Consider the following 19,446-nt stretch of genomic DNA (forward strand, 5'->3'; position numbering starts at 1 on the left):
TGGGGTGACTCTAAAACAATAACTTTAATAGATATGTACCTCTACAAGGATTTACTATGCGTAAAACAAGCGATCAACTCAATATGAGAAACATATGGCTCATCAGTCTGGTGGCCGCCTGTGGTGGATTATTATTTGGTTATGATTGGGTCGTAATCGGTGGTGCCAAACCATTCTATGAGGCTTATTTCAACATTACGAATGCGTCATTGTCTGGATGGGCAATGAGCTCAGCGTTAATCGGCTGTATGGTTGGGGCATTTATTGCCGGCACCGTGTCTGACAAATATGGGCGTAAACGTCCGTTAATTTTAGCGGCACTGTTATTTGTTATTTCTGCATGGGGAACGGCCGCTGCCGATAGTTTTAATGCGTTTGTGGTGTTCCGAATTATAGGTGGCGTTGGTATTGGCTTAGCGTCAGCATTGTCACCGATGTACATTGCTGAAATTGCACCTGCTGATAAACGAGGAAAATTTGTCGCGATAAACCAACTGACCATTGTTATTGGTGTACTTGCTGCTCAAATCATTAACTTATTGATTGCGGAGCCTGTTGCTTCCAATGCAGCGCAAGCGGATATTTTGCAATCATGGAATGGTCAAATGGGTTGGCGTTACATGTTTGGCGCCGAACTTGTGCCTGCATTTGCGTTTTTACTGCTCATGTTTGTTGTGCCTGAATCTCCACGTTGGTTAGTAAAAATGGGCATGGTAGACAAAGCGAAAGCTACATTACTGCGTATTGGTAGCGAAAGTTATGCGTCTCGCACTGTGCAAGAGATCGAAAGTACCTTGTCTGCAGAAACTCGTTCACTTCCGTTTAGTGCGTTGTTTAAGCCAGATGTGAAGCCAATTTTGGTGATCGGTGTTGTTCTTGCTGCTTTCCAGCAGTGGTGTGGTATCAACGTCATCTTTAACTATGCACAGGAAATCTTTGCCTCTGCAGGCTTTGATATCAACGATACCTTGAAGTCGATCGTTGCAACAGGATTGATCAATCTCGTGTTCACCATTTTGGCGATTCCTTTTGTTGATAAAATTGGTCGACGTAAGTTGATGATTATCGGGTCGGCTGGCTTGACGGTGATTTATGGTTTGATGTCAGCCGCATATGCCTATGGAATGCTTGGTTTGCCGGTATTGATGCTCGTCCTTATCGCGATTTCTATCTATGCTTTGACGTTGGCACCAGTGACTTGGGTTCTTCTTTCTGAAATGTTCCCGAATAAGGTTCGTGGCACCGCGATGTCGGTCAGCACGTTGGCACTTTGGGTCGCGTGTTTCGCACTCACTTATACGTTCCCACTGCTTAATGCGGGGTTAGGTGCTTCAGGTTCCTTCCTACTTTACGGTGTTATTTGTGCCTGTGGTTTTGTGTTCATTTACAAACGCGTTCCAGAAACGAAAGGGCGCTCTTTGGAAGAACTGGAAAAAATCCTTGTTACTCGTGAAGTTGCGGTAGGTAAAGAGGTGAACGCATAACTCACTCAGTGCTTTCTATTGAGTGAAAATAACAGAGTAAGCTTCAAGAAGGTCGCTATTAAGGTGACCTTCTTTGCGCTTAAATTGGGAGTTACGTATAGAGGTTATCTAACTCTTGCTCAACCCATAGGTAGCTCATCCCGACTATTCGCTCAATTTGCGTTAAATGCCCGAACGAGACTACGGTGAGATCTTGTTTACGAGCATTCTCGTCTTCGAATGGATTAATGAGTGTTTGTTGTGTGATTGTCTTTAACCAACATTCACCTAGAGCACAAGTGTTTCCATACAAGATGATTTTGTTGATGTTGAGTGTGATAAGAAAGTTATAGAGAGATTGTCCAAGAATTGTGGCTGCGTGCATTGCAACTTCCTGTGCAATTGGGTCGTCGTTTTGATACAGCTTAACAAAATCATCGAATACAAAGTCATCGATATGCACAAGCTTGGATGCGTTTTCCTGACGGGAAAGGTATTGCTTACAAAGCGCTGTGGAACTGGCTTCCGTCTCTAAGCAACCTTCTCGACCACAGCCACAAATGATGCCGTTATTCGCGACTTTAATGTGACCAATCTGCCCACTGCCAAACATCTTTCCCCGGTATATGTCATTGTGGATCAAGAAAGAAGAACCGATACCGTAATCAACGTTGAGTACGCAAAAATCTTCACCGTGATGCCCGTCTAACCACTTTTCAGCTAAGGCTAGCATGACGCAATCATTGTCGACTAGGACCTCAACGAGCAAGCGTTGTTCAAGAAGATATTTTAGCTCGATAGGTTGTGTCCAAGGAGCTTGCGGCATTCGCATGGAAGATCCTACATGAGTATCCACTTGCCCGTGTACGGCAATAGAGAGTCGATAACTGGTATTTGGCTTGGACTGACGGCAAGCAACAATAGCCGTCACGATATCCTCAATTAGTTCGTCAGGTGTTTGTGGGGTAATGGCTTGATCAATAAAGTCCGAAGAGGGCGTCATTTCATTATCGACCATTACCGCTTGGATACGGGTAGGAGAAACACTCATGCACACGGTGTAAGGGCGATCACTTGATACTTTGTACAAGCCGCCAAAGTTCCCCTTTGTTGCTTTGGATACACTGAAGTTTTCTACTCGACCTTGCTCAACTAAAGCATCAACAATCTTACTAATAGCAGGAATGCTAAGTTGCGTTTCACGAGCTAACTCTGATTTGGTCATGCCTTTGCTTTTATACAGCAATGCCATCACAAGGCGACAGTTGTAGTGTCGAACTTTTTGATTATTCAACCCCTTATGGGCGCCAGATTGAAATGGTTTGTTAGGCATTGTTCGAACATGGCTCTTGGATGATTTAATGTAGAAGGCGCTAACTAAATTCTGTTTAGTTATCTCTGTGACTTTGTTATCAGTTGTTGAATATCTAACTGCATAAAGTAGCTATAAACAAACATATCATAATGAAGTGAAGGTTTATCGATGGCTACTCACACTCTGAATAATGGCAAGTTGAAGTTGGTCGTGAATGAGGCTGGAGGGTGCGTTGATTCATTTCAGTATATTAACGGATTCACCTTTGATGTGTTGAGAGCCAGAGTCAATACTTCCAACGGCTTTGCCGGAGATTCAAGTATGTTTCCCATGCTGCCAATGGCGAATCGTATTCGCGGAAATCAATTTGTTTGGCGTGGGCATAAAGTCGTGCTGCCGGTTAGTCGTGCCATCGATGATATGTTTTTCTTGCATGGAAATGGATGGATTTCTGATTGGGGATTACTGACCAAAAACGCAGGTGATGACTTTTTGGAATTAGAGTTAACGTCAAGTATCGACGGCGTATGTGAATACCATGCCAAACAGTCTTATCAACTGTGTGATGACGCCCTTATTGTTACCATGGTTCTGACCAACCTTGGGGATGATGCTTTTCCTTTCGGGGCTGGCTTCCATCCATTTTTCTCAGTTCAGCAAGATACACTTGTAGAATTCCCGGCGACAGGTTTTTGGTTTGAAGATAAGCAGAATCTTCCTGATCGTTTCGTTAGGCACATACCTTCAGATTACAACTTCAATAGCGAAAAAACAGTGCCCGATTTATGGATCAATAATGGATATCAGATGAGCGATAGCGGAGTTATGGCGTCGCTAAGGCACAAAAATGGGGTGTCAGTATTAGTGTCGAGCCCTTGCCGTTACCTGCAAGTTTATAAGCCCTCGGGTGAAAGTAACTTCCTTTGCCTTGAGCCTCAAAGTCATTATGTTGATGCGCATAACTTTGGTTGTGAAAGCCTGAGCGTTTTATCGCCGCAAGAAAGTATGCAAATCAGTATGTGTATACGAGTTGTGACATGAACTTGATGAGAAATGTGCCATAAAAAATTGGTATGAAAGCCCCTAGCGATAGGGGCTTATTCTGTGGAACCATTTATTCTGCGGAACTATTTGATAGCGAGTGTTAGAAATAGTGGAATAGTGGAGGTTCGTGCATTAAGAAGTTTTGATGAGAGATGTTCCAAGCATAGGCGCCAGCAAGCGTGAACACGACATAATCTCCAATATCGAGGTGAGTAATGTTTTGATTTCTCGCAAGAACGTCTTTTGGCGTACAAAGTTGACCGACGAATGTCGCGTGTGAGTGCGTAATCGGCTGTGATATGACTTTGGGTTTATTACTCGCTAAAATCGCAAATGGATGATCGTGACTTTGTGCCGCAGGGGTGCGGAAGTGATGTGTACCACCACGCGCAATGACAAAGTTCTCGCCTAAGTTTTGCTTGATGTCTAACACTTCCATAACGTAATAGCCGCATGGTGCAGAGATGTAACGTCCGCATTCAAATCGCAGTTTCCAATCTTGAACTTGTTCTTTCGCGATCAAAAACTCTAACTTGTCGCAAAATTCAATCCAAGGGAAGTGCTGCTCATCATTTTGGTAGTTAATGCCCATGCCCCCGCCAAGGTTGATCATTACTTCATCCAGCTCAAATTGTGTTTGCCAAGCTTTAACGACTTGGAAGTAACGTTGCATTAATGCTAGGTGACGATCTACCTCGAGTTGATGAGACATTAAATGGAAGTGGAAACCTTTTAGGTGCACGTTTGGAAAATCACGCAGCAGAGTGAGTGCGTTACTTAACTCGCTTTCATCCAATCCAAAAGGCGTGGGTTTCCCACCCATGGCGAGTTTGCTTAAGGTGATATCGCCAATATCGATGTTCATTCGTAGAAAAATCGAGGCAGAACGGTTCAGCTTTTCTGTTAATGCACCAATGCGATGCAATTCAGTGAGGCTTTCGACATGAATTGCATCTACGTTGAGCTCAATCGCTTGCTTAAGTTCGCTTGGCATTTTGCCCGGACCGCCGAAGATCAAGGGCATATTGAGTTGTTGTTCGTGCAGATGAGCAAGCTCTCCGCCGGACGCAGCTTCGAAACCATCGACATAAGGCGCGAGTGTTTTCAAGATTGGCTCTGATGGGTTGGCTTTCGCGGCATAAAACAGCTCTACATTTTTGGGTAGAACGTGTTTCATCTGTTTAACGTGTTGCTCCAGCGCCTTTAGGTCATAAAGGTAGGCACATAGTGGCTGCATGTGTTGCTCTGCCAATTGCAAAACTTCTTGTTGGACGTGCAACGGAAGCTGTGAAGAATTAAGCATGATTGGCTCCTTGGTGATTCGCCCATGGCACTGGAACTTGGGTGTAGTTGGATTCTTTATCCGCTCTTTGCATTAAGCGCGTAGTAAAGTTGTTTTTGCTCGGGAAACTGCCGCCGTTTATCAAGGATTCAAGCTCAGGTCGTTTGCCATTGACGGATTGCCAGCGAACAATTGCGCTTTTAACCGAGTTCCAAAGCGTTTTCTCAAGCGTTTGGTCTCCTTCCGCAATAAAGAAAATGGCTTCACTGATGTTGTTGATGAAGGTACAGTAACCAATACGATTCCAACCTTGCTCCCGGCTGTAATAAACCGATTGGCGAGCGCGTTCAGAAAGCTGGTTCAATGACTCCGGTGACCAGAATTCTGGAAGCAATTTGGTGCCTTCTAGATCGCGTATCCACACGCAGCAGGGCATGCCTTTTTCAAACCCAATGAGTGTGTTTTGCAAATGAGGCTCAAATGCGACGCCATGTTTAAAGTAGTAGTTGAATACGCCGGGAATTAAGCAGTGTAAGTAGCGCTCAAACCATAAAGTCGCGATGTCGTGGTACGTTGTTTCTGATGCTTGTGCTTTGGTTTCTAATTGAGCAGCGATACAGCTGTCGCCATTGCGATCATAGGCAAATAGTGCTCCCGCTAACGTTGGTTCTAGTACATCAATTTCACACAAGGATAGGTTTTCTCGATATAGGATACCAAACGACTCTCGGGCTTTCGTCAGATCTTCTTTTTGCTCGGAATCAATCGATTCCAAGTTGATGGTGGTGGCAAAAGGTTCTGTCATCACTTTGAAAACCGGATTCTGTAACTGCTCACTTTCTTTTATCGGATGCAAAATCGAGCTCAGTTGCACCGCACTATCGAGTTCATACCATGCGTTTTTACGGACACAATTGGTCAAGCGGACGTTAATCGAGAACTTGGCGAACCATTCTGTTTCAGGGTGGTACATGGTACGCACCGATGATGTCGGCAGCATTTTTTCTCCGCCTAGCCCTAATGGCGTCATTTTGCCTTGTTCAATCGCTCGTTGAACTAATGGGTTTTGCAAGATCGTGTAGCTCTCCCATGGATGGCAAGGGTAGAGGGTGGCGTCTCCAGAGTGCGGCTTTTCTGGTGCCAATTGCTCAATCATCGACTTAGGAGTATGACGTTCATCCGAGCGAAGCACATCGAGCAATGTATTATCCACTTCAAACCAATATAGCGGGACGCTGGCTCCCACTTCTGGTGAGCATGCTAATAGATCATCCATACTCACGCCGGAACGGCTTTTTGGCGTTGGGTGGAAGGAGTGCCCCCAAAGCAATGACTGCTCTGAAGCGATAAAAGCATTGTGCTGTTGAGGTCTTGTGTTTGCGTTTAGAAATTGCTCCGTTACCAGCAGGCTGTTTTCCATTTGAGCCACAAGCTCGTTGTTGAATGGAATCGCTAACACTTGTTTTAGATAGTTCAGTAACAGTGTCAGTGTTTGGATTGCATCTAATTTATGCCATCCAGAGCCCGGCATTTTGCTCCAGGGCATATCAATCAGTTTGACTTTACCAAGCTGACTCACGTACTCAGCAGGCAACAACAAAACACCGTTTTGATGGGGAAGATGAATGCCCACGCGCTGTTGTTGTGAATAGTTACGCTTCAATGTTTGTGGTAAAGACGTTGAACGGTACTGCCATTCAACTTGCTTGTTAGGGAGCGCGTATTCGCGTAGATAGCAGTTGACGACGCCCGTTATGGTGTTGAGCTGAGCTTTTCTATTGTTGAGTTGTGCTTGGCTTTTCGCAAGCGTTTTACTTGGAGACAATGGCGTTTGTAACATGTTGATGCCCAAATTTTGAATGGATGATCAGTGCGATAAGAGTCAAAGCACTGACCAACGCAGAAAGGAGAAAAGGAACGTCGAGCGAATAGAAGCGGATAATAGAAGATGCGCTAAGACCTGCGGCAACTCCACCCCATTTAGACATTGCATCAAAGCGAGAAAACACTTTGCCGCATTGTTGCCTATTAAGTCGGGTTGCAAGCGCTTGATGTAAACCTTGGTAACAGCAAACCATGCCACAGCCAAACACGATGCGAGCTACGATCAGTAAGACTTCATGTTGAACGAGGTGCATGACGCAACTGAGGGAGAGTAAGGCAAAACCCAACCAAAGTGTACGTTGCTGCTGGTGGCGGTTGATCTTCTCTGAAAGTGCATGAATCTTGGTTGCAAAAACAAGATAAACACCATGCGGAATCGCATACAGGAAGCCGATCCATGCCGGATTCACGTTGCCGTATTGCTCAACATAAGGCGAGAAGTACGGGAAGGTCACTACCATAGCGAAAGCAAAGCTGAACTGAGCACCAAACACCCAATATAGAGCACGTAACGAGCAGTCCGATATAACATCAGATTTGTCTACAAGAGCGTCCGATTGGGGGGAAGGCGTTTCGGTTTGATCGACGGGTAGGGTAAGCGTGATCGCAAATGCCACAAGTGGCAATACGGCTAACCACAGGTATGCATTCAGAGGGTTGGATTCCGATAACGTCCATCCTAGCCCAATGGGTGCCACTATCAGAGCCAAACGAGCAGATAGTTGGGTTTTATTGAGCGTTTTACTCAGCGCTTTCGCATCTTCTATTTGGCTTGAAAGGTAGCTATTAGACGCTGCCATTGTTCCGCCAAACGTTCCTTGAATAATGAGACCAAACACAAACATGGGTAGCGTTGTTGCTAAGCCACACAGCATAAACCCCGCGGCGAGACCAACTTGAGCGCGCAGTAGAGAACGGCGTCTGCCGTATTGGTCGGCAAACTGCCCCCAAAAACGAGCGGCCATAGCAGTGCAGAAGGTAGGGAGAATAAACAAAACACCTGCCCAGTCTGCATTTATGTGGGCTCCAAAAGTGGGTAACACCGTCGGTAAGAACAACGGCATGCCTAACGCAGCAAATGCAGCGATAAAATGGCAAAGCAGTACGCTGTAGATGAGTTTGGTCATGATTAATTAGCTCACGCTCTGTTTAATGGCAGTGAGATAAGCATGTTGAGCGTCTTCGCTGGTTAACAACAAGAAGTTGGGCGCGGATAACCCATAATATTTGTTGATATCGCTTGCACCTGATGCTTCTTTGGAAAGTAGACTCCCTGAGCTCAACAAATATTTGGCGTACAAATCTGGGGAATCAAATAAGAGTTCGCGTGCCAATTTTGTTTCGTGACCTTGTGCGCCTAAGTAGTCGATATAATAAGCGAGGCTTCGTGCGACTACTGCGTACAAAGAGGCGCTTGAAGCAATCCCTTTCGCTGCCATTGCCTCTACAATCGCGGCAATATCCAGTTGCAGCGTAATCGTGGTAAACATCTGACCCAACGCGAGTTCATTATCGACCTTAATTCGTTGATCCAGTAGTTGATCGCACTGAACAGGGGAATGCTGTTCAAACGCTTTGAAACGATTTGGCCAGATACGAGCGGCGTCATTGTCCTTCATAGCTAACGTCATTTTGCCTTCTTTATTGAACGCAATGATGGCGTTTTGCTGATTGGATTCCAAAGCAATGCCATAACGCAACCAAAGAGTCAGATGCACTTTACATAACAGATCAACGTAGTCGGTAAACCAAGCCAATGTATCTTGCTGGTAGTATTGTTCAGCGAGATGCTCAAGGAATAAGCGACCATCAGGCATTGGACTGGCAAGGGCTGCAACAGGCACTAATGCTTGGTCTTCGCAGTGGTGAACAGGGTATTCGCGCACAATGTAAGCGAACGTTTTATCATCGCCAACGTGCCCACCATGCTTTTCGTTACAGTGGAAAAGCGTGCCACTTAGCTCACTATCACTTTGCTCTAAATGCGTTAACAAACGCTCAAACCAATGACCGTCATACAGTGTCGATGGTTTAATAAGACGAATGTTCTTAGTTCCTAACGAACGCATAATAAGTGGCACTTTTATATGAACATTCGGTGTTTGGTTCACTACCACAGTGCGCACCGATAAGGTTGGTGTCACCTCGAGAAAAGCTAGTGGCGCTTCAATCACGCCTTCAGGTAGTGACTCTAAACTGCGTAAAGTCAACGGATGAGCAGGGAACAAGTCATGACTCAGTGAAAAGTCGGCAGGCAATCCAACTTGCTCCATTGTTGGCCAGCACTCAGGAGGCGCAGAGGTTAAGGTCACTAGTGATTTTTCAATGGCTAACCAACGCAAAGTAAAACTCTTGGCAAACTCCGGTGCATATTGCGCTAAGTCATTATCACTCAGTCCAAATTTTGCTCGAGCTGTCGGATAGTATGGATGATCCAAATATGAAGCGATTTGGTCTGCTTGTAACAGTTTACGTTCCCAACCATTGAGTTCCGATATTGGCTGCATCAATGCTGCTGAGTTTTGCTCGAATGCTTTGTCACATAAGCCTTTATGCTTTTCCGCACATTCGAGTTCTTGTAGATATCCATCGAGTAACGAATGAGAGCTTTCGTGAGCACAAGCTTTTAATACTTCAATCCAATCGCGGTAATGTTGCTGTGATTCAACGGTTCCATTTTTCTCTACAAACCAGCAGGTTGGCGCATGGTGGTTAGTCACGCCGTAGACCCATCGCTGCATGTAATAAAAAGGCGTAACAGGTAAGTAAAGTTTTAAATCTTGTGTTGAGAAGGCGAGCCAAGTTTGGTCTGCGCCATAAGCATTGATGTTCAATTTGTTGGGTAAAGCATTAATGAAAGCGCCTTGAGAAACTAAACCAAATAAATCTTCGCGTAGACACGTATCGATTAAACGCTGGGTGAGATATAAAACGTTGTCGTTCATGCCGTTACCTCTTCGACTGGCACAAGGTTGAAAGTGGCGAGAGCCTGTTTGAGTGAAGGCTGCAATGACTGTCCGGATGGTGAGCTAATGGAAATCCTGGCTAGGTAGTCTTTGTTTGAATAGCTTTGTTGGATGTGCTCTCCAGCGGGCTTAAGAACCTGTTGTTGCGTAACAATATCGCCTTCTTGATGAATGAAAGATGTTGATGTACCTGCTATGGTTCCGCTCGTGTCGGCGACAACATAGTGCACTTGAGCGCTACCTTGGATAGTGAAGTCCAGTTCAAGTTTGTCGCCAAGATGCAGTTTTAAAATGGTGCTAAACCACTGATGATGGCTCAGGTTATTAAGTAGAAACTCGCGTCCATCTCCGATACTGCGATAATTGACCTCCACCAACACGGGACCGGAATCGGTGATAATAAATTCGCTATGGCACACGCCGAATCCGACACCAAAAACTTTCAACTGGCGGAGGCATTCGTCACGAAATTGGACGCTGTGAGTACCATTCCAACACGCCGCCATCTCGATAAAGTGCGGTGGGGCAGACAGTTCGACATCAAACCCACCAACGGCGAGTAAGTTATCGCCATCCCCTAATGTTTCTATTGTGATAAGCGGGCCCTGCAAAAACTCTTCAACCAAGACAGGAGTGGTTGGGTGTTTTTGCCAGAATGCATCGCAATAATCCCCAAGTGCGGCATCGGTGTCGCAGCGTTGAACATCCAAACTTGCAACGCCTTCCTTTGGCTTTGCGACGACAGGGAAATTGAGTGTCTTGCGAGGCGATGAGTCACCTTGATGCAGCAAGATACTTGGTGTGCTTGGCAATGATTTGTCATTGAGGACTTGGCGAGTTAGGTGCTTGTTCTTAGCTTTTAACGTCACAGTCCAGTCTTTAGCGGGCAAGTTAAAGAATTGAGCACAGATAGCCGTTGAAGTTTGCAAATGATCGCTGTTACTAAAAATAGCGCTAGGGTGTAATTCGTGCTCCGTGATGACCTCGATGAGTTCAAGTGGATTGAAAACATCACATTCTAGAATGTCATCGGGGGTGAACTGGTTATCTTCACTGGCCAACTTGAGATGGTTGAGCTTGTGGTCAGTGATCAACACGACGTGAAGACCCATCGCTTTTGCTGCAGGTACGAAGCCGTGGGTGACTGCATCATTAACGACATGACTCACGATGATCATCGTTGATTTCATGGGACTTTCCTAATTTGTCTAACGTTGTTACTGCGTGCTCACAGTCGGCTTCCAATGCGTCTCTTTCGCGGCATTTTAGGGAAAGGTTTTATTATTATTCTGATTTTATTGATTATTTTGTTATTTCCCCAGTTACATGGGGCAAACAAATATAGATCATAATTTTTATATTGCAAACACAAATGATATTGGTTTACATTCGCACCTGTTGGCAATTTTATAAACTAACGGAATTAAAAAAATGGAAATGAAGTTGACCTTGTCCCCATTAGCATTAGCTATAGGTGGAACGTTAACTGCAGTGGCAGTAGTGCCGAGTGTATCGGCATCAGAAAACGTTGAAGCGAATGAAACCGTACAAGTTGTTGGTCATAGGTACGAAGGTTACGCCGAGCACATGCCACAGTCAGGCACCAAAACGGACGTTGAATGGTTAGACGTTCCGCAAGCGGTATCGGTTGTGACTAAGACTGAAATGCAAGATCGCGGAGCAGTGCGCTTAGTTGACGCGCTAGATGGTGTCGCTGGTGTGAACAATACCTTAGGCGAGGGTAGCCGAGATCAGTTTGTGATTCGTGGATTCGACGCCCTTAATGATATGTATCGTGATGGAATGAGAGATGACGGTACATTGCAGTCCTACCGTAGTCTGGCAAACATTGAACGTGTCGAGGTGGTAAAAGGACCTGCTGGTGCGCTGTATGGCAGAGGCTCGGCGGGTGGCATCATTAATTTGGTGACCAAACGTGCTAATGGTGACAATTTCACGAATGTGAATGGCAGTGTTGGCAGTAACAATCAATTTGTTGGTCAGATTGATAGTTCTATGGCATTTAGCGACAAGGTCAATGGTCGTATTAACTTAGAGTATCGCCAAGCAGACTCTTACGTAAACCATGTCGATTCTAATGATTTCTTTATTGCACCGACGATTCGCGTATTGCCTGCTGATGGGCATACCATTGATTTTGATGTTGAATATGCCCATCAAGAGCTAGTTCCTTACCGAGGTGTGCCATCAAAAAACGGCAAGCCAGTTGACGTTTCAGAAAGCACGTTCTTTGGTGGAACCAATGACTACCAAGAATCGGACAGCCTTCGTATGGCAGTTAATTATGAATGGCGTTTAAACGATGAATGGGCTTGGACAAACCGTGCTTCATACAACCGCATTGAACTGGAACAAAAGGGCACTCGTCAAGGCGCTGTTGTGGGTGATGAAGTTTCTCAAACGGTGAACAATTTTGGCTACGACCCTCGCACAACAACGACTCTGCAATCTGAGTTAGTTTGGGAGACAGAATCCAACCAAATGATGATTGGCGCAGACTATAACCAGATCAATATTGATTTGACTTTAGCCAGTGACAAGACGCTGCCTCCAAAAAATATTTACAACCCTACAGTAGGACCAACGCCAAACCCTGGCTTTAAACCTTTCCGTGATAACACGACCACAACAGCGGGCATCTACATTCAAGATGTTTACACGTTTGGTGATCTTTCTGTGATTGGTAACGTGCGTTATGACTCAATGGATCTTGAGCAGCAAAAAGCCGGGGCAGCGAAAGAAGATCTCGACGATAACAAAGTCAGCTACCGTGCTGGTTTGGTCTACCGAATTAACTATGACATGTCTGTGTATGCGAGTTTAGCGCGTTCATGGCAGTTACCTTACTCTGGTATTTACATCAATCCAAAACTGGCTGAATTTTTCCATACCGACCTGAAAGAAGTTGGCGCAAAAGCCTATCTATTAGACAACGCTCTAATGCTGAACGCTGCTGTGTTCCAAATCGACCAAGAACAACCGCAAACCAATATCGATGGTGATGTGATCAATAAGATTGAAGCTCGCCATCAGGGTATCGAATTGGAAGCGCGCGGTCAGATCACGCAGCAATGGGATATCTCAGTTGGTTATAGCTACCTTGATGCGGAAGACAAAGACACGGGTAAAAAACCAAATGACGTGTCTGACCATCTGTTCTCATTGTGGAGCACGTATCAGCTTGATGACAACTGGCGTTTAGGCGGTGGTGTTAAGTACGTAGGTGACCGCTACGCTGGTAACGATGAAGCGGTGGCACTGGGTGATTACACTACAGTGGATTTGATGGCTGCCTACACAACAGGCCGTCACAAAATCCAAGCAAACGCTTACAACGTGTTTGATGAGAAATACATCCTAGGTGCCACCAATGGCAAGTCTGGATTGAACCAGATTGGTTACGGTGCGCCAGCAGAATTCATGCTCAGCTATGGATACCGATTCTAATTATTTTCGAATTCTCGCTACTGGTTAGCGAACTTTCTTGCCTCATTTTGAGGATTGATAGCCCATAGGGTCAAAGCCGCTTTTTTCTCTTTGACCCTTACTTCTGTTAAAGGAGACCCCCATGCTTTACCAAAATATGGATGGTAACCCCCAAGCTAAGCTGCGTTTAAGCGTGCTTGCGACCGCGATTGCTTCTGTCACCTCCATGAATGCACTTGCTGCCTCTGAACCTCAAACCACTACGATGGAGACGGTTGTTGTCACTGCGAGTGTTATCGGCAATTCAGCAATAGAAGATGTAAAAGAATACCCGGGAGCACGTACGGTCCTGACGAGTGAGCAAATCGAAAAGACGGCTGCTCATTCAATCGATTCAGCGCTGCAAAGTGTACCTGGTATTAAGGTGCAAGATGAAACTGGCACCGGTGTACTGCCTAACATTTCGGTTCGAGGCTTAAAAGCAAGTCGCAGTGGTCATGCTCAGTTTTTGATGGATGGTGTCCCTCTTACGCTGGCGCCATATGGTCACACCGGACAATCCATTTTCCCAGCGACGTTATCCATGATTGATCGCATCGATATTGTACGTGGTGGTGCGGCTGTTCAATATGGTCCAAACAACGTGGGTGGTGTCATTAACTTGGTGACTAAACCGATTCCAAACACTTGGCAGACTGAAATAAGTAACCGCTTAACTGTGTTTGAAGGCGGCGATACGCCACTGAACGACTTCTATTTAAGAACGGGCGGGTGGTTAACGGATACGTTTGCAATTCAATTAGAAGGTAACTTTTTAAAAGGCGAAAGCTTCAGAGAACATTCTGATACAGACGTAAAAAACTTCCAAGTTAAAGCAAACTGGTTATTGAGCGACACTCAAGAGTTGCAAGCATTCATTCAAAGGTATGATGCGGACACACAAATGCCCGGTGCCTTGTCGCCAGACGATTATAAAAAAGATCGCAACCAATCTAAGCGTCCTTACGATGAATATCAGGGGAAATCAACGCGTTGGAGTTTGAAGTACATTCAAGATTTAAACATTGCGGACAGTGCAGAGCTGCAAGTTCAAGCCTTTGGTCATAACTCTGAGCGTTTCTTCCAGTGGGGCTTTAATGGCGCAGGTGGTCACTGGGCAGATCCAGCTTTGCCTTCAACTGACGTGCGTACTTCTCCACGAGAGTTCAAAGTATATGGAGTAGAACCTAAGCTCGCGATGCACTTTGGCGAAGGCAGTGCGGTGACGCAAAACTGGATCGTTGGTGCTCGCTATGTAAATGAAGACATCGACTACAAGCTGACTCAAACTCCAATTGCTGGCGGTGCGACGAAAGTACCTCGTGATTGGCATTTGGATACCGATGCGTTTGCTGGTTATATTAGCAATGAAGTAGGTCTGTTTAATGATGCGTTAAAAGTAACTCCGGGCATTCGCTACGAGTCTGTCGACATGACGTTTGATGACTTAGGAAAAGCACAGAGTACAGATAACAAAGTGACGGAATGGCTACCGGGTCTAACGGTTGCGTATAACTTGACTGAGCAATGGGTTGGTTATGCAAACGCTCAGAAATCGTTGCGCGCGCCTCAAATTGCATACATTCGAGGTTTAGGTAAAGAGGGCAGTGAGCTTGCGTGGAACTACGAGTTAGGTGCTCGTTATACACATGATTCAACCAGCTTTAACGCTGCTTTGTACCGCATTGACTTTAAAGACCAACTACAATGGCAAAGTGCAACCCAAACCTTTGACAACATTGGTAAGACGCTTCACCAAGGTATTGAGCTATCGGCTCGTTACGTTCCTGAATCCGTACAAGCACTTAGCCTAGGTGCAAGCTACAACTACTTAGACGCAACGTTAGAAGAAGAGGGCGCAAATAAGGGCAATCAACTGCCTTATACGTCAAAACATCAGCTTAGCTGGGATGCTACCTACGCGTTCTCAAAAGTAGATACAACACTATCTGGCTACTACTTCAGTGACGCATATTCTGACAACGCAAATACAAGTGAAGAAGACGCGACGGGTGCGAAGGGTAAAGTACCGGCTTACATGGTTTGGAACTTCAATCTTGGTACTGATCTGTACAAGGATGACAAGGGTAAGCTACGTATGAATGTTGCTGTGAACAACTTGTTTGATGAGGACTACTATTTCCGAGGTATTGATACCAGCCCTGTTGGTCGATATCCGGCGCCGGGACGTTCTTACACCTTGGACCTGAATTACCAGTTCTAGCTCGTTATTGATTGATATTAACACAATTCAAAGTCGCCAATTTACGTTGGCGACTTTCACGATCTTAGTGTTGGGGATATAAAAACATGGAAAACGAATCTCGGTTTCTATCGATGAACTTATGGCTTGCTGCATTTCTCTTATTGTTCATAAGCGTTATGTCTTTTCCAAGTTCAGCAAAAACTCGTGTCGTACAAGATGAACAAGGGACATTTAAATTAGAAAGCACGCCTAAACGCGTTGTCGTTTTGGAGTTTTCTTTTGTGGATGCGTTAGCAGCAGTTGGTGTGTCACCCGTCGGTGTTGCAGATGACAACGATGCATCAAGAGTGATCACAGCAGTACGTGATTTAGTTCAGCCATGGCAATCTGTTGGTATGCGTTCTCAGCCGAGTTTAGAGGCTATCGCTGTGCTAAAACCGGATTTGATCATTGCGGATGCAGAGCGCCACCGCACGATCTATCAAGACCTCAATCGCATCGCACCCACGCTGCTGCTAAAAAGCCGTGGTGAAACGTATCATGAAAATCTAGAATCTGCGCGTAAGATAGGAATCGCACTTAATAAGCAAAAAGCGATGAACAAGCGCATTCAATTGCATCAACAAACCATGGCTGAGTATAAGCGGCATTTTGCGCTTAAACAGACGGTACAGTTTGCGGTGGTGTCAGACAAAGGTATGTGGCTCCACAGCCCTAAATCCTATGCTGGTGGTGTTCTTAGCGAGCTAGGTATTACGAGCCCACTAGTGCAGGCTACGGAAAAGGCTTATCTGCCTGCGAGCTTTGAATTGCTATTAAAAACAAACCCGGATTGGTTGCTGATTGGTGCATACTCGCAACCAAACATCATTGATGAATGGAAAAAGAACCCGTTGTTCAAGTTGTTATCTTCAGCAAAAGCACAACATATTGTTGAAGTATCACCGGAGCTTTGGTCTCTTAATCGAGGCATGCTAGCAGCAGAGAAAATGGCGCAGAACTTAGAACAGATTTTGGGTTCGTCATGAACAAAGCAACGATATTGAAAGAAAGCCCTCATCAGCTTCAAGTGCCATGGAAAGCGATGTTTGTTGTCGCTATTGTTTTGGCTTTGGTTCTGACAGGGTACGTAGCTTCAATGCTTGGTTGGTCAAACTTTTCACTCACACTCAATGATTTAGTGGGGTATTGGTTTTCATTTGATGAAACCAACATGAGCCATCAAATCCTTGCTACGTTACGTGCTCCGAGAGCGTTTGCTGGGTTAACAATTGGAGCTTGCCTCGCTGTTGCTGGTTTATTGATGCAGGGTTTGACGCGCAACGCGTTGGCATCGCCCTCAATTTTAGGTATTAACGCTGGTGCAGCGTGTTTTATGACGTTCGCTGCCATTGGCGTACCGATAGTCAGTGATATCAACCCAATTCTTAATGCTGTACTTGGCGCACTACTTAGTGGCGTTTCTGTAATGATGCTTGGTGGCTTTTTTTCTATTCGCTCGCATCCTCTGCGTTTGGTTTTAGCAGGTATAGCAGTTAGCGCTCTACTGCTTGGTCTTACCCGAGCTGCGCTTATTCTTGCGGATGACATGGCTTACAGTGTATTGCATTGGCTGACGGGGTCTTTAGCAAGTGTGGACGAGGAACAATGGAACCAACTGTGGCCGCCAGCATTGACTGGATTGGTTCTCGCAATGGGGTTGGCTCGCAATCTCAATTTACTGGCTCTTGGAGAAGAAGTCGCGGTTGGATTAGGTAGCAACATCCAGATGACTCGGCTCGTTACGGGCATCACTATTGTTTTATTGGCGGGAACGTGCGTTGCCATTGCGGGGCCTATTGGCTTTGTTGGTCTTCTTGTTCCTCACTTAGTAAGACCAATAGTCGGTCATAACTATCATTTACTAATCCCATGCTCGGCACTGATTGGGGCGGCTCTGGTTGCTTGGTCTGATGCATTATCACGTGCCATCGCGTTTCCCACTGAAACACCGGTTGGCGTGCTTACCGCGTTGATTGGCACACCTTGTTTTATCCTTGTTGCGATGAGGAGGTCTTAATGCTTCATCAAACAAAACTGGCATTGTTGTTTGGGCTTGTTGCTTTGGCTGCTGTTGCGAGCTTATTAGTTGGAGCCGCTTCGCTTTCTGCTTCTCAAGTCATGACGCTCCTTGTTTCTTTTTCAAACGACGACTTTGTTATTCATCAATACCGCTTTCCTCGCACTTTACTCGCAATTGGCGTTGGAGCTGGGCTCGGGTTATCAGGATTATTAGTTCAAGGTGTGATTAGAAATCCGCTAGCTTCTCCGGACTTGATGGGAATTAGTGCAGGAGCGGGGTTAGCGGCAACGGCAAGCTTGGTATGGTTTCCTAATACCTCACTCAGTTGGCTACCTTTGATCGCAATGGCAGGAGGTCTATTTGCAGCAGGTTTCATTGCGATGCTGGCTTGGCGTTCAAAACCTACACCTGCAAGATTAGCGTTAATTGGTATCGCCGTTAGTGCTTTTCTCGCCAGTGGTATCGACTTCTTGTTGGTCACGCATCCCATTGAAATCAACACTGCGATGGTTTGGTTAACGGGTAGCCTTTGGGGGCGAAACTGGCAGCAAGTGCCTTTCATTTGGGGCGCGCTCTTATTGCTGATACCGCTAGCGCTGTGGTTAGCGTGGCGATTAGATGTCATGGGGTTGGGTGAAGAAAGCGCAACCACTTTAGGGGCGAAGCCAACGCAGATCCAAGTGGTTGCGTTGTTAGCAGCGGTGCTTCTAGCCAGTATCAGTGTATCTGTTGCCGGAACGATTAGCTTCGTCGGACTATTAGCGCCACATTTGGCCCGTTTGTTGTTTGGGCATAACCATAAATTGTTGATTCCCGGATCTGCACTGGTTGGCGCATTACTGGTTACTTGTGCTGATGCCTTGGCTCGTGGGATTCAACCACCGATTGAATTACCTGCTGGAGTGCTTACGTCCGTTATCGGAGCGCCTTATTTTATTTTTCTTCTATATCGTTATCGAGGTTGGTAATCATGCTAAAGACGCAGAACCTTTCCGTCGCCTATGGCAAAAATACAATCATTCCGAATTTGTCAGTCTCAATACCAAAAGGGAAAATTACCGCGTTGATAGGACCAAACGGCTGCGGTAAATCGACGTTATTGAAGACCTTAGTAAGGATTAACAAACCTTTATCTGGTGATGTCTTTTTTAATGAAAAACCGTTGTCGAGTTATGGAGATAAACGCCTAGCTCGCTCGTTATCACTGTTGCCCCAAATCTTAGTAAGCCCAGAAGGAATCACAGTAAGAAAACTGGTTGAGTACGGCCGTTCTCCCTATTTGTCCCATTGGGGAAGGTTAGGGAAGGATGATAAAACGATTGTGGAACAAGCAATGCATGATACAGGCGTATTCGAATTTGCCGATAAACCGGTTGAATCATTATCCGGCGGGCAACGTCAAAGAGCATGGATTGCGATGGTCATGGCACAAGATGCAGAGGTCGTGATGTTAGATGAACCTACCACCTACCTTGATATGTCGCATCAAGTCGAGTTGATGAATTTGATGCAACAAATGAATGCCAATGGAAAAACCGTGGTGGTTGTCTTGCATGATCTTAACCAAGCATGCCGTTACTGCGACCATCTCATTGTCCTTGAACAAGGTCAACTTATTGCAGAGGGGTCACCGGATGAAGTGTTTACTGAGTCATTACTTGATGAGGTTTTTGACCTGAAAGCGAAAGTATTCCGTGACCCGATTTCTGATACTCCGATGTGTGTTGCTGTCTAATAG

14 protein-coding genes are annotated in these 19,446 nt (G+C 45.6%); 8 read left to right on the forward strand and 6 right to left on the reverse strand.

Annotated elements, in window-relative coordinates; genetic code table 11:
- Positions 1-56: 56 nt before the first annotated feature.
- Positions 57-1,484 carry a sugar porter family MFS transporter gene (locus OH463_RS08985; protein WP_017188940.1) on the forward strand — a complete coding sequence of 476 codons (1,428 nt, stop codon included), beginning with the start codon at positions 57-59 and terminating at the stop codon, positions 1,482-1,484.
- A 91-nt stretch (positions 1,485-1,575) separates the two neighbouring features.
- Here the strand turns inward: OH463_RS08985 and OH463_RS08990 are convergent, their stop codons facing one another.
- Positions 1,576-2,796, reverse strand: a complete 1,221-nt coding sequence (locus tag OH463_RS08990) for an ROK family transcriptional regulator (protein WP_045487629.1) — start codon at positions 2,794-2,796, stop codon at positions 1,576-1,578.
- A gap of 150 nt (positions 2,797-2,946) precedes the next feature.
- Here OH463_RS08990 and OH463_RS08995 point away from each other — a divergent pair, with 150 nt between their 5' ends.
- A complete protein-coding gene (locus OH463_RS08995; RefSeq protein WP_017819187.1) occupies positions 2,947-3,819 on the forward strand; it encodes an aldose 1-epimerase in 873 nt (290 codons plus the stop codon).
- A gap of 103 nt (positions 3,820-3,922) precedes the next feature.
- On the opposite strand, the gene OH463_RS09000 is transcribed toward OH463_RS08995, so the two are convergent.
- The 5 genes from OH463_RS09000 to OH463_RS09020 are packed head-to-tail and all read right to left on the reverse strand — an operon-like array spanning position 3,923 to position 11,144.
- Complete coding sequence (locus tag OH463_RS09000; protein ID WP_017819186.1) at positions 3,923-5,125, reverse strand: type III PLP-dependent enzyme; 1,203 nt, start codon at positions 5,123-5,125, stop codon at positions 3,923-3,925.
- Positions 5,118-6,944 (reverse strand): IucA/IucC family protein, encoded by a 1,827-nt coding sequence (locus tag OH463_RS09005; protein WP_269991035.1) that lies wholly within the window; start codon positions 6,942-6,944, stop codon positions 5,118-5,120. The genes OH463_RS09000 and OH463_RS09005 overlap by 8 nt, the downstream gene beginning before the upstream one ends.
- Positions 6,916-8,115 carry an MFS transporter gene (locus OH463_RS09010; RefSeq protein WP_269991037.1) on the reverse strand — a complete coding sequence of 400 codons (1,200 nt, stop codon included), beginning with the start codon at positions 8,113-8,115 and terminating at the stop codon, positions 6,916-6,918. Before OH463_RS09010 ends, OH463_RS09005 begins: the two co-directional genes overlap by 29 nt.
- 6 nt (positions 8,116-8,121) lie before the next feature.
- Positions 8,122-9,933, reverse strand: a complete 1,812-nt coding sequence (locus OH463_RS09015; RefSeq protein ID WP_269991039.1) for an IucA/IucC family protein — start codon at positions 9,931-9,933, stop codon at positions 8,122-8,124.
- Positions 9,930-11,144: an ATP-grasp domain-containing protein gene (locus tag OH463_RS09020; protein ID WP_053053131.1), complete on the reverse strand. Its 1,215-nt coding sequence runs from the start codon at positions 11,142-11,144 to the stop codon at positions 9,930-9,932. Before OH463_RS09020 ends, OH463_RS09015 begins: the two co-directional genes overlap by 4 nt.
- 241 nt (positions 11,145-11,385) lie before the next feature.
- On the opposite strand from OH463_RS09020, the gene OH463_RS09025 reads away from it, so the two are divergent.
- From OH463_RS09025 to fecE, 6 genes are all read left to right on the forward strand, one after another.
- Positions 11,386-13,422 (forward strand): TonB-dependent receptor, encoded by a 2,037-nt coding sequence (locus OH463_RS09025; protein WP_029789870.1) that lies wholly within the window; start codon positions 11,386-11,388, stop codon positions 13,420-13,422.
- 121 nt (positions 13,423-13,543) lie between these two features.
- Positions 13,544-15,664 (forward strand): TonB-dependent receptor family protein, encoded by a 2,121-nt coding sequence (locus tag OH463_RS09030; protein ID WP_269991043.1) that lies wholly within the window; start codon positions 13,544-13,546, stop codon positions 15,662-15,664.
- 86 nt (positions 15,665-15,750) lie between these two features.
- Complete coding sequence (locus OH463_RS09035; protein WP_269991045.1) at positions 15,751-16,674, forward strand: Fe(3+) dicitrate ABC transporter substrate-binding protein; 924 nt, start codon at positions 15,751-15,753, stop codon at positions 16,672-16,674.
- 56 nt (positions 16,675-16,730) lie between these two features.
- Positions 16,731-17,705: a FecCD family ABC transporter permease gene (locus OH463_RS09040; RefSeq protein WP_049537194.1), complete on the forward strand. Its 975-nt coding sequence runs from the start codon at positions 16,731-16,733 to the stop codon at positions 17,703-17,705.
- Complete coding sequence (locus OH463_RS09045; RefSeq protein WP_017819179.1) at positions 17,705-18,676, forward strand: FecCD family ABC transporter permease; 972 nt, start codon at positions 17,705-17,707, stop codon at positions 18,674-18,676. Before OH463_RS09040 ends, OH463_RS09045 begins: the two co-directional genes overlap by 1 nt.
- Positions 18,677-18,678: 2 nt before the next feature.
- A complete protein-coding gene (fecE, locus tag OH463_RS09050; protein ID WP_050903734.1) occupies positions 18,679-19,443 on the forward strand; it encodes a Fe(3+) dicitrate ABC transporter ATP-binding protein FecE in 765 nt (254 codons plus the stop codon).
- Positions 19,444-19,446 lie beyond the last annotated feature (3 nt).

Origin of the sequence: Vibrio sp. NFR, from assembly GCF_027587095.1 — a bacterium.
In the GTDB taxonomy this organism is placed as follows: domain Bacteria; phylum Pseudomonadota; class Gammaproteobacteria; order Enterobacterales; family Vibrionaceae; genus Vibrio; species Vibrio harveyi.

What these genes read in the sequence shown, in the direction of transcription:
- OH463_RS08985 (WP_017188940.1), top strand. Translation starts at nt 57, where the DNA reads ATGCGTAAAACAAGCGATCAACTCAATATGAGAAACATATGGCTCATC.
- OH463_RS08990 (WP_045487629.1), bottom strand. Translation starts at nt 2,796, where the DNA reads ATGCCTAACAAACCATTTCAATCTGGCGCCCATAAGGGGTTGAATAAT.
- OH463_RS08995 (WP_017819187.1), top strand. Translation starts at nt 2,947, where the DNA reads ATGGCTACTCACACTCTGAATAATGGCAAGTTGAAGTTGGTCGTGAAT.
- OH463_RS09000 (WP_017819186.1), bottom strand. Translation starts at nt 5,125, where the DNA reads ATGCTTAATTCTTCACAGCTTCCGTTGCACGTCCAACAAGAAGTTTTG.
- OH463_RS09005 (WP_269991035.1), bottom strand. Translation starts at nt 6,944, where the DNA reads ATGTTACAAACGCCATTGTCTCCAAGTAAAACGCTTGCGAAAAGCCAA.
- OH463_RS09010 (WP_269991037.1), bottom strand. Translation starts at nt 8,115, where the DNA reads ATGACCAAACTCATCTACAGCGTACTGCTTTGCCATTTTATCGCTGCA.
- OH463_RS09015 (WP_269991039.1), bottom strand. Translation starts at nt 9,933, where the DNA reads ATGAACGACAACGTTTTATATCTCACCCAGCGTTTAATCGATACGTGT.
- OH463_RS09020 (WP_053053131.1), bottom strand. Translation starts at nt 11,144, where the DNA reads ATGAAATCAACGATGATCATCGTGAGTCATGTCGTTAATGATGCAGTC.
- OH463_RS09025 (WP_029789870.1), top strand. Translation starts at nt 11,386, where the DNA reads ATGGAAATGAAGTTGACCTTGTCCCCATTAGCATTAGCTATAGGTGGA.
- OH463_RS09030 (WP_269991043.1), top strand. Translation starts at nt 13,544, where the DNA reads ATGCTTTACCAAAATATGGATGGTAACCCCCAAGCTAAGCTGCGTTTA.
- OH463_RS09035 (WP_269991045.1), top strand. Translation starts at nt 15,751, where the DNA reads ATGGAAAACGAATCTCGGTTTCTATCGATGAACTTATGGCTTGCTGCA.
- OH463_RS09040 (WP_049537194.1), top strand. Translation starts at nt 16,731, where the DNA reads ATGTTTGTTGTCGCTATTGTTTTGGCTTTGGTTCTGACAGGGTACGTA.
- OH463_RS09045 (WP_017819179.1), top strand. Translation starts at nt 17,705, where the DNA reads ATGCTTCATCAAACAAAACTGGCATTGTTGTTTGGGCTTGTTGCTTTG.
- fecE (WP_050903734.1), top strand. Translation starts at nt 18,679, where the DNA reads ATGCTAAAGACGCAGAACCTTTCCGTCGCCTATGGCAAAAATACAATC.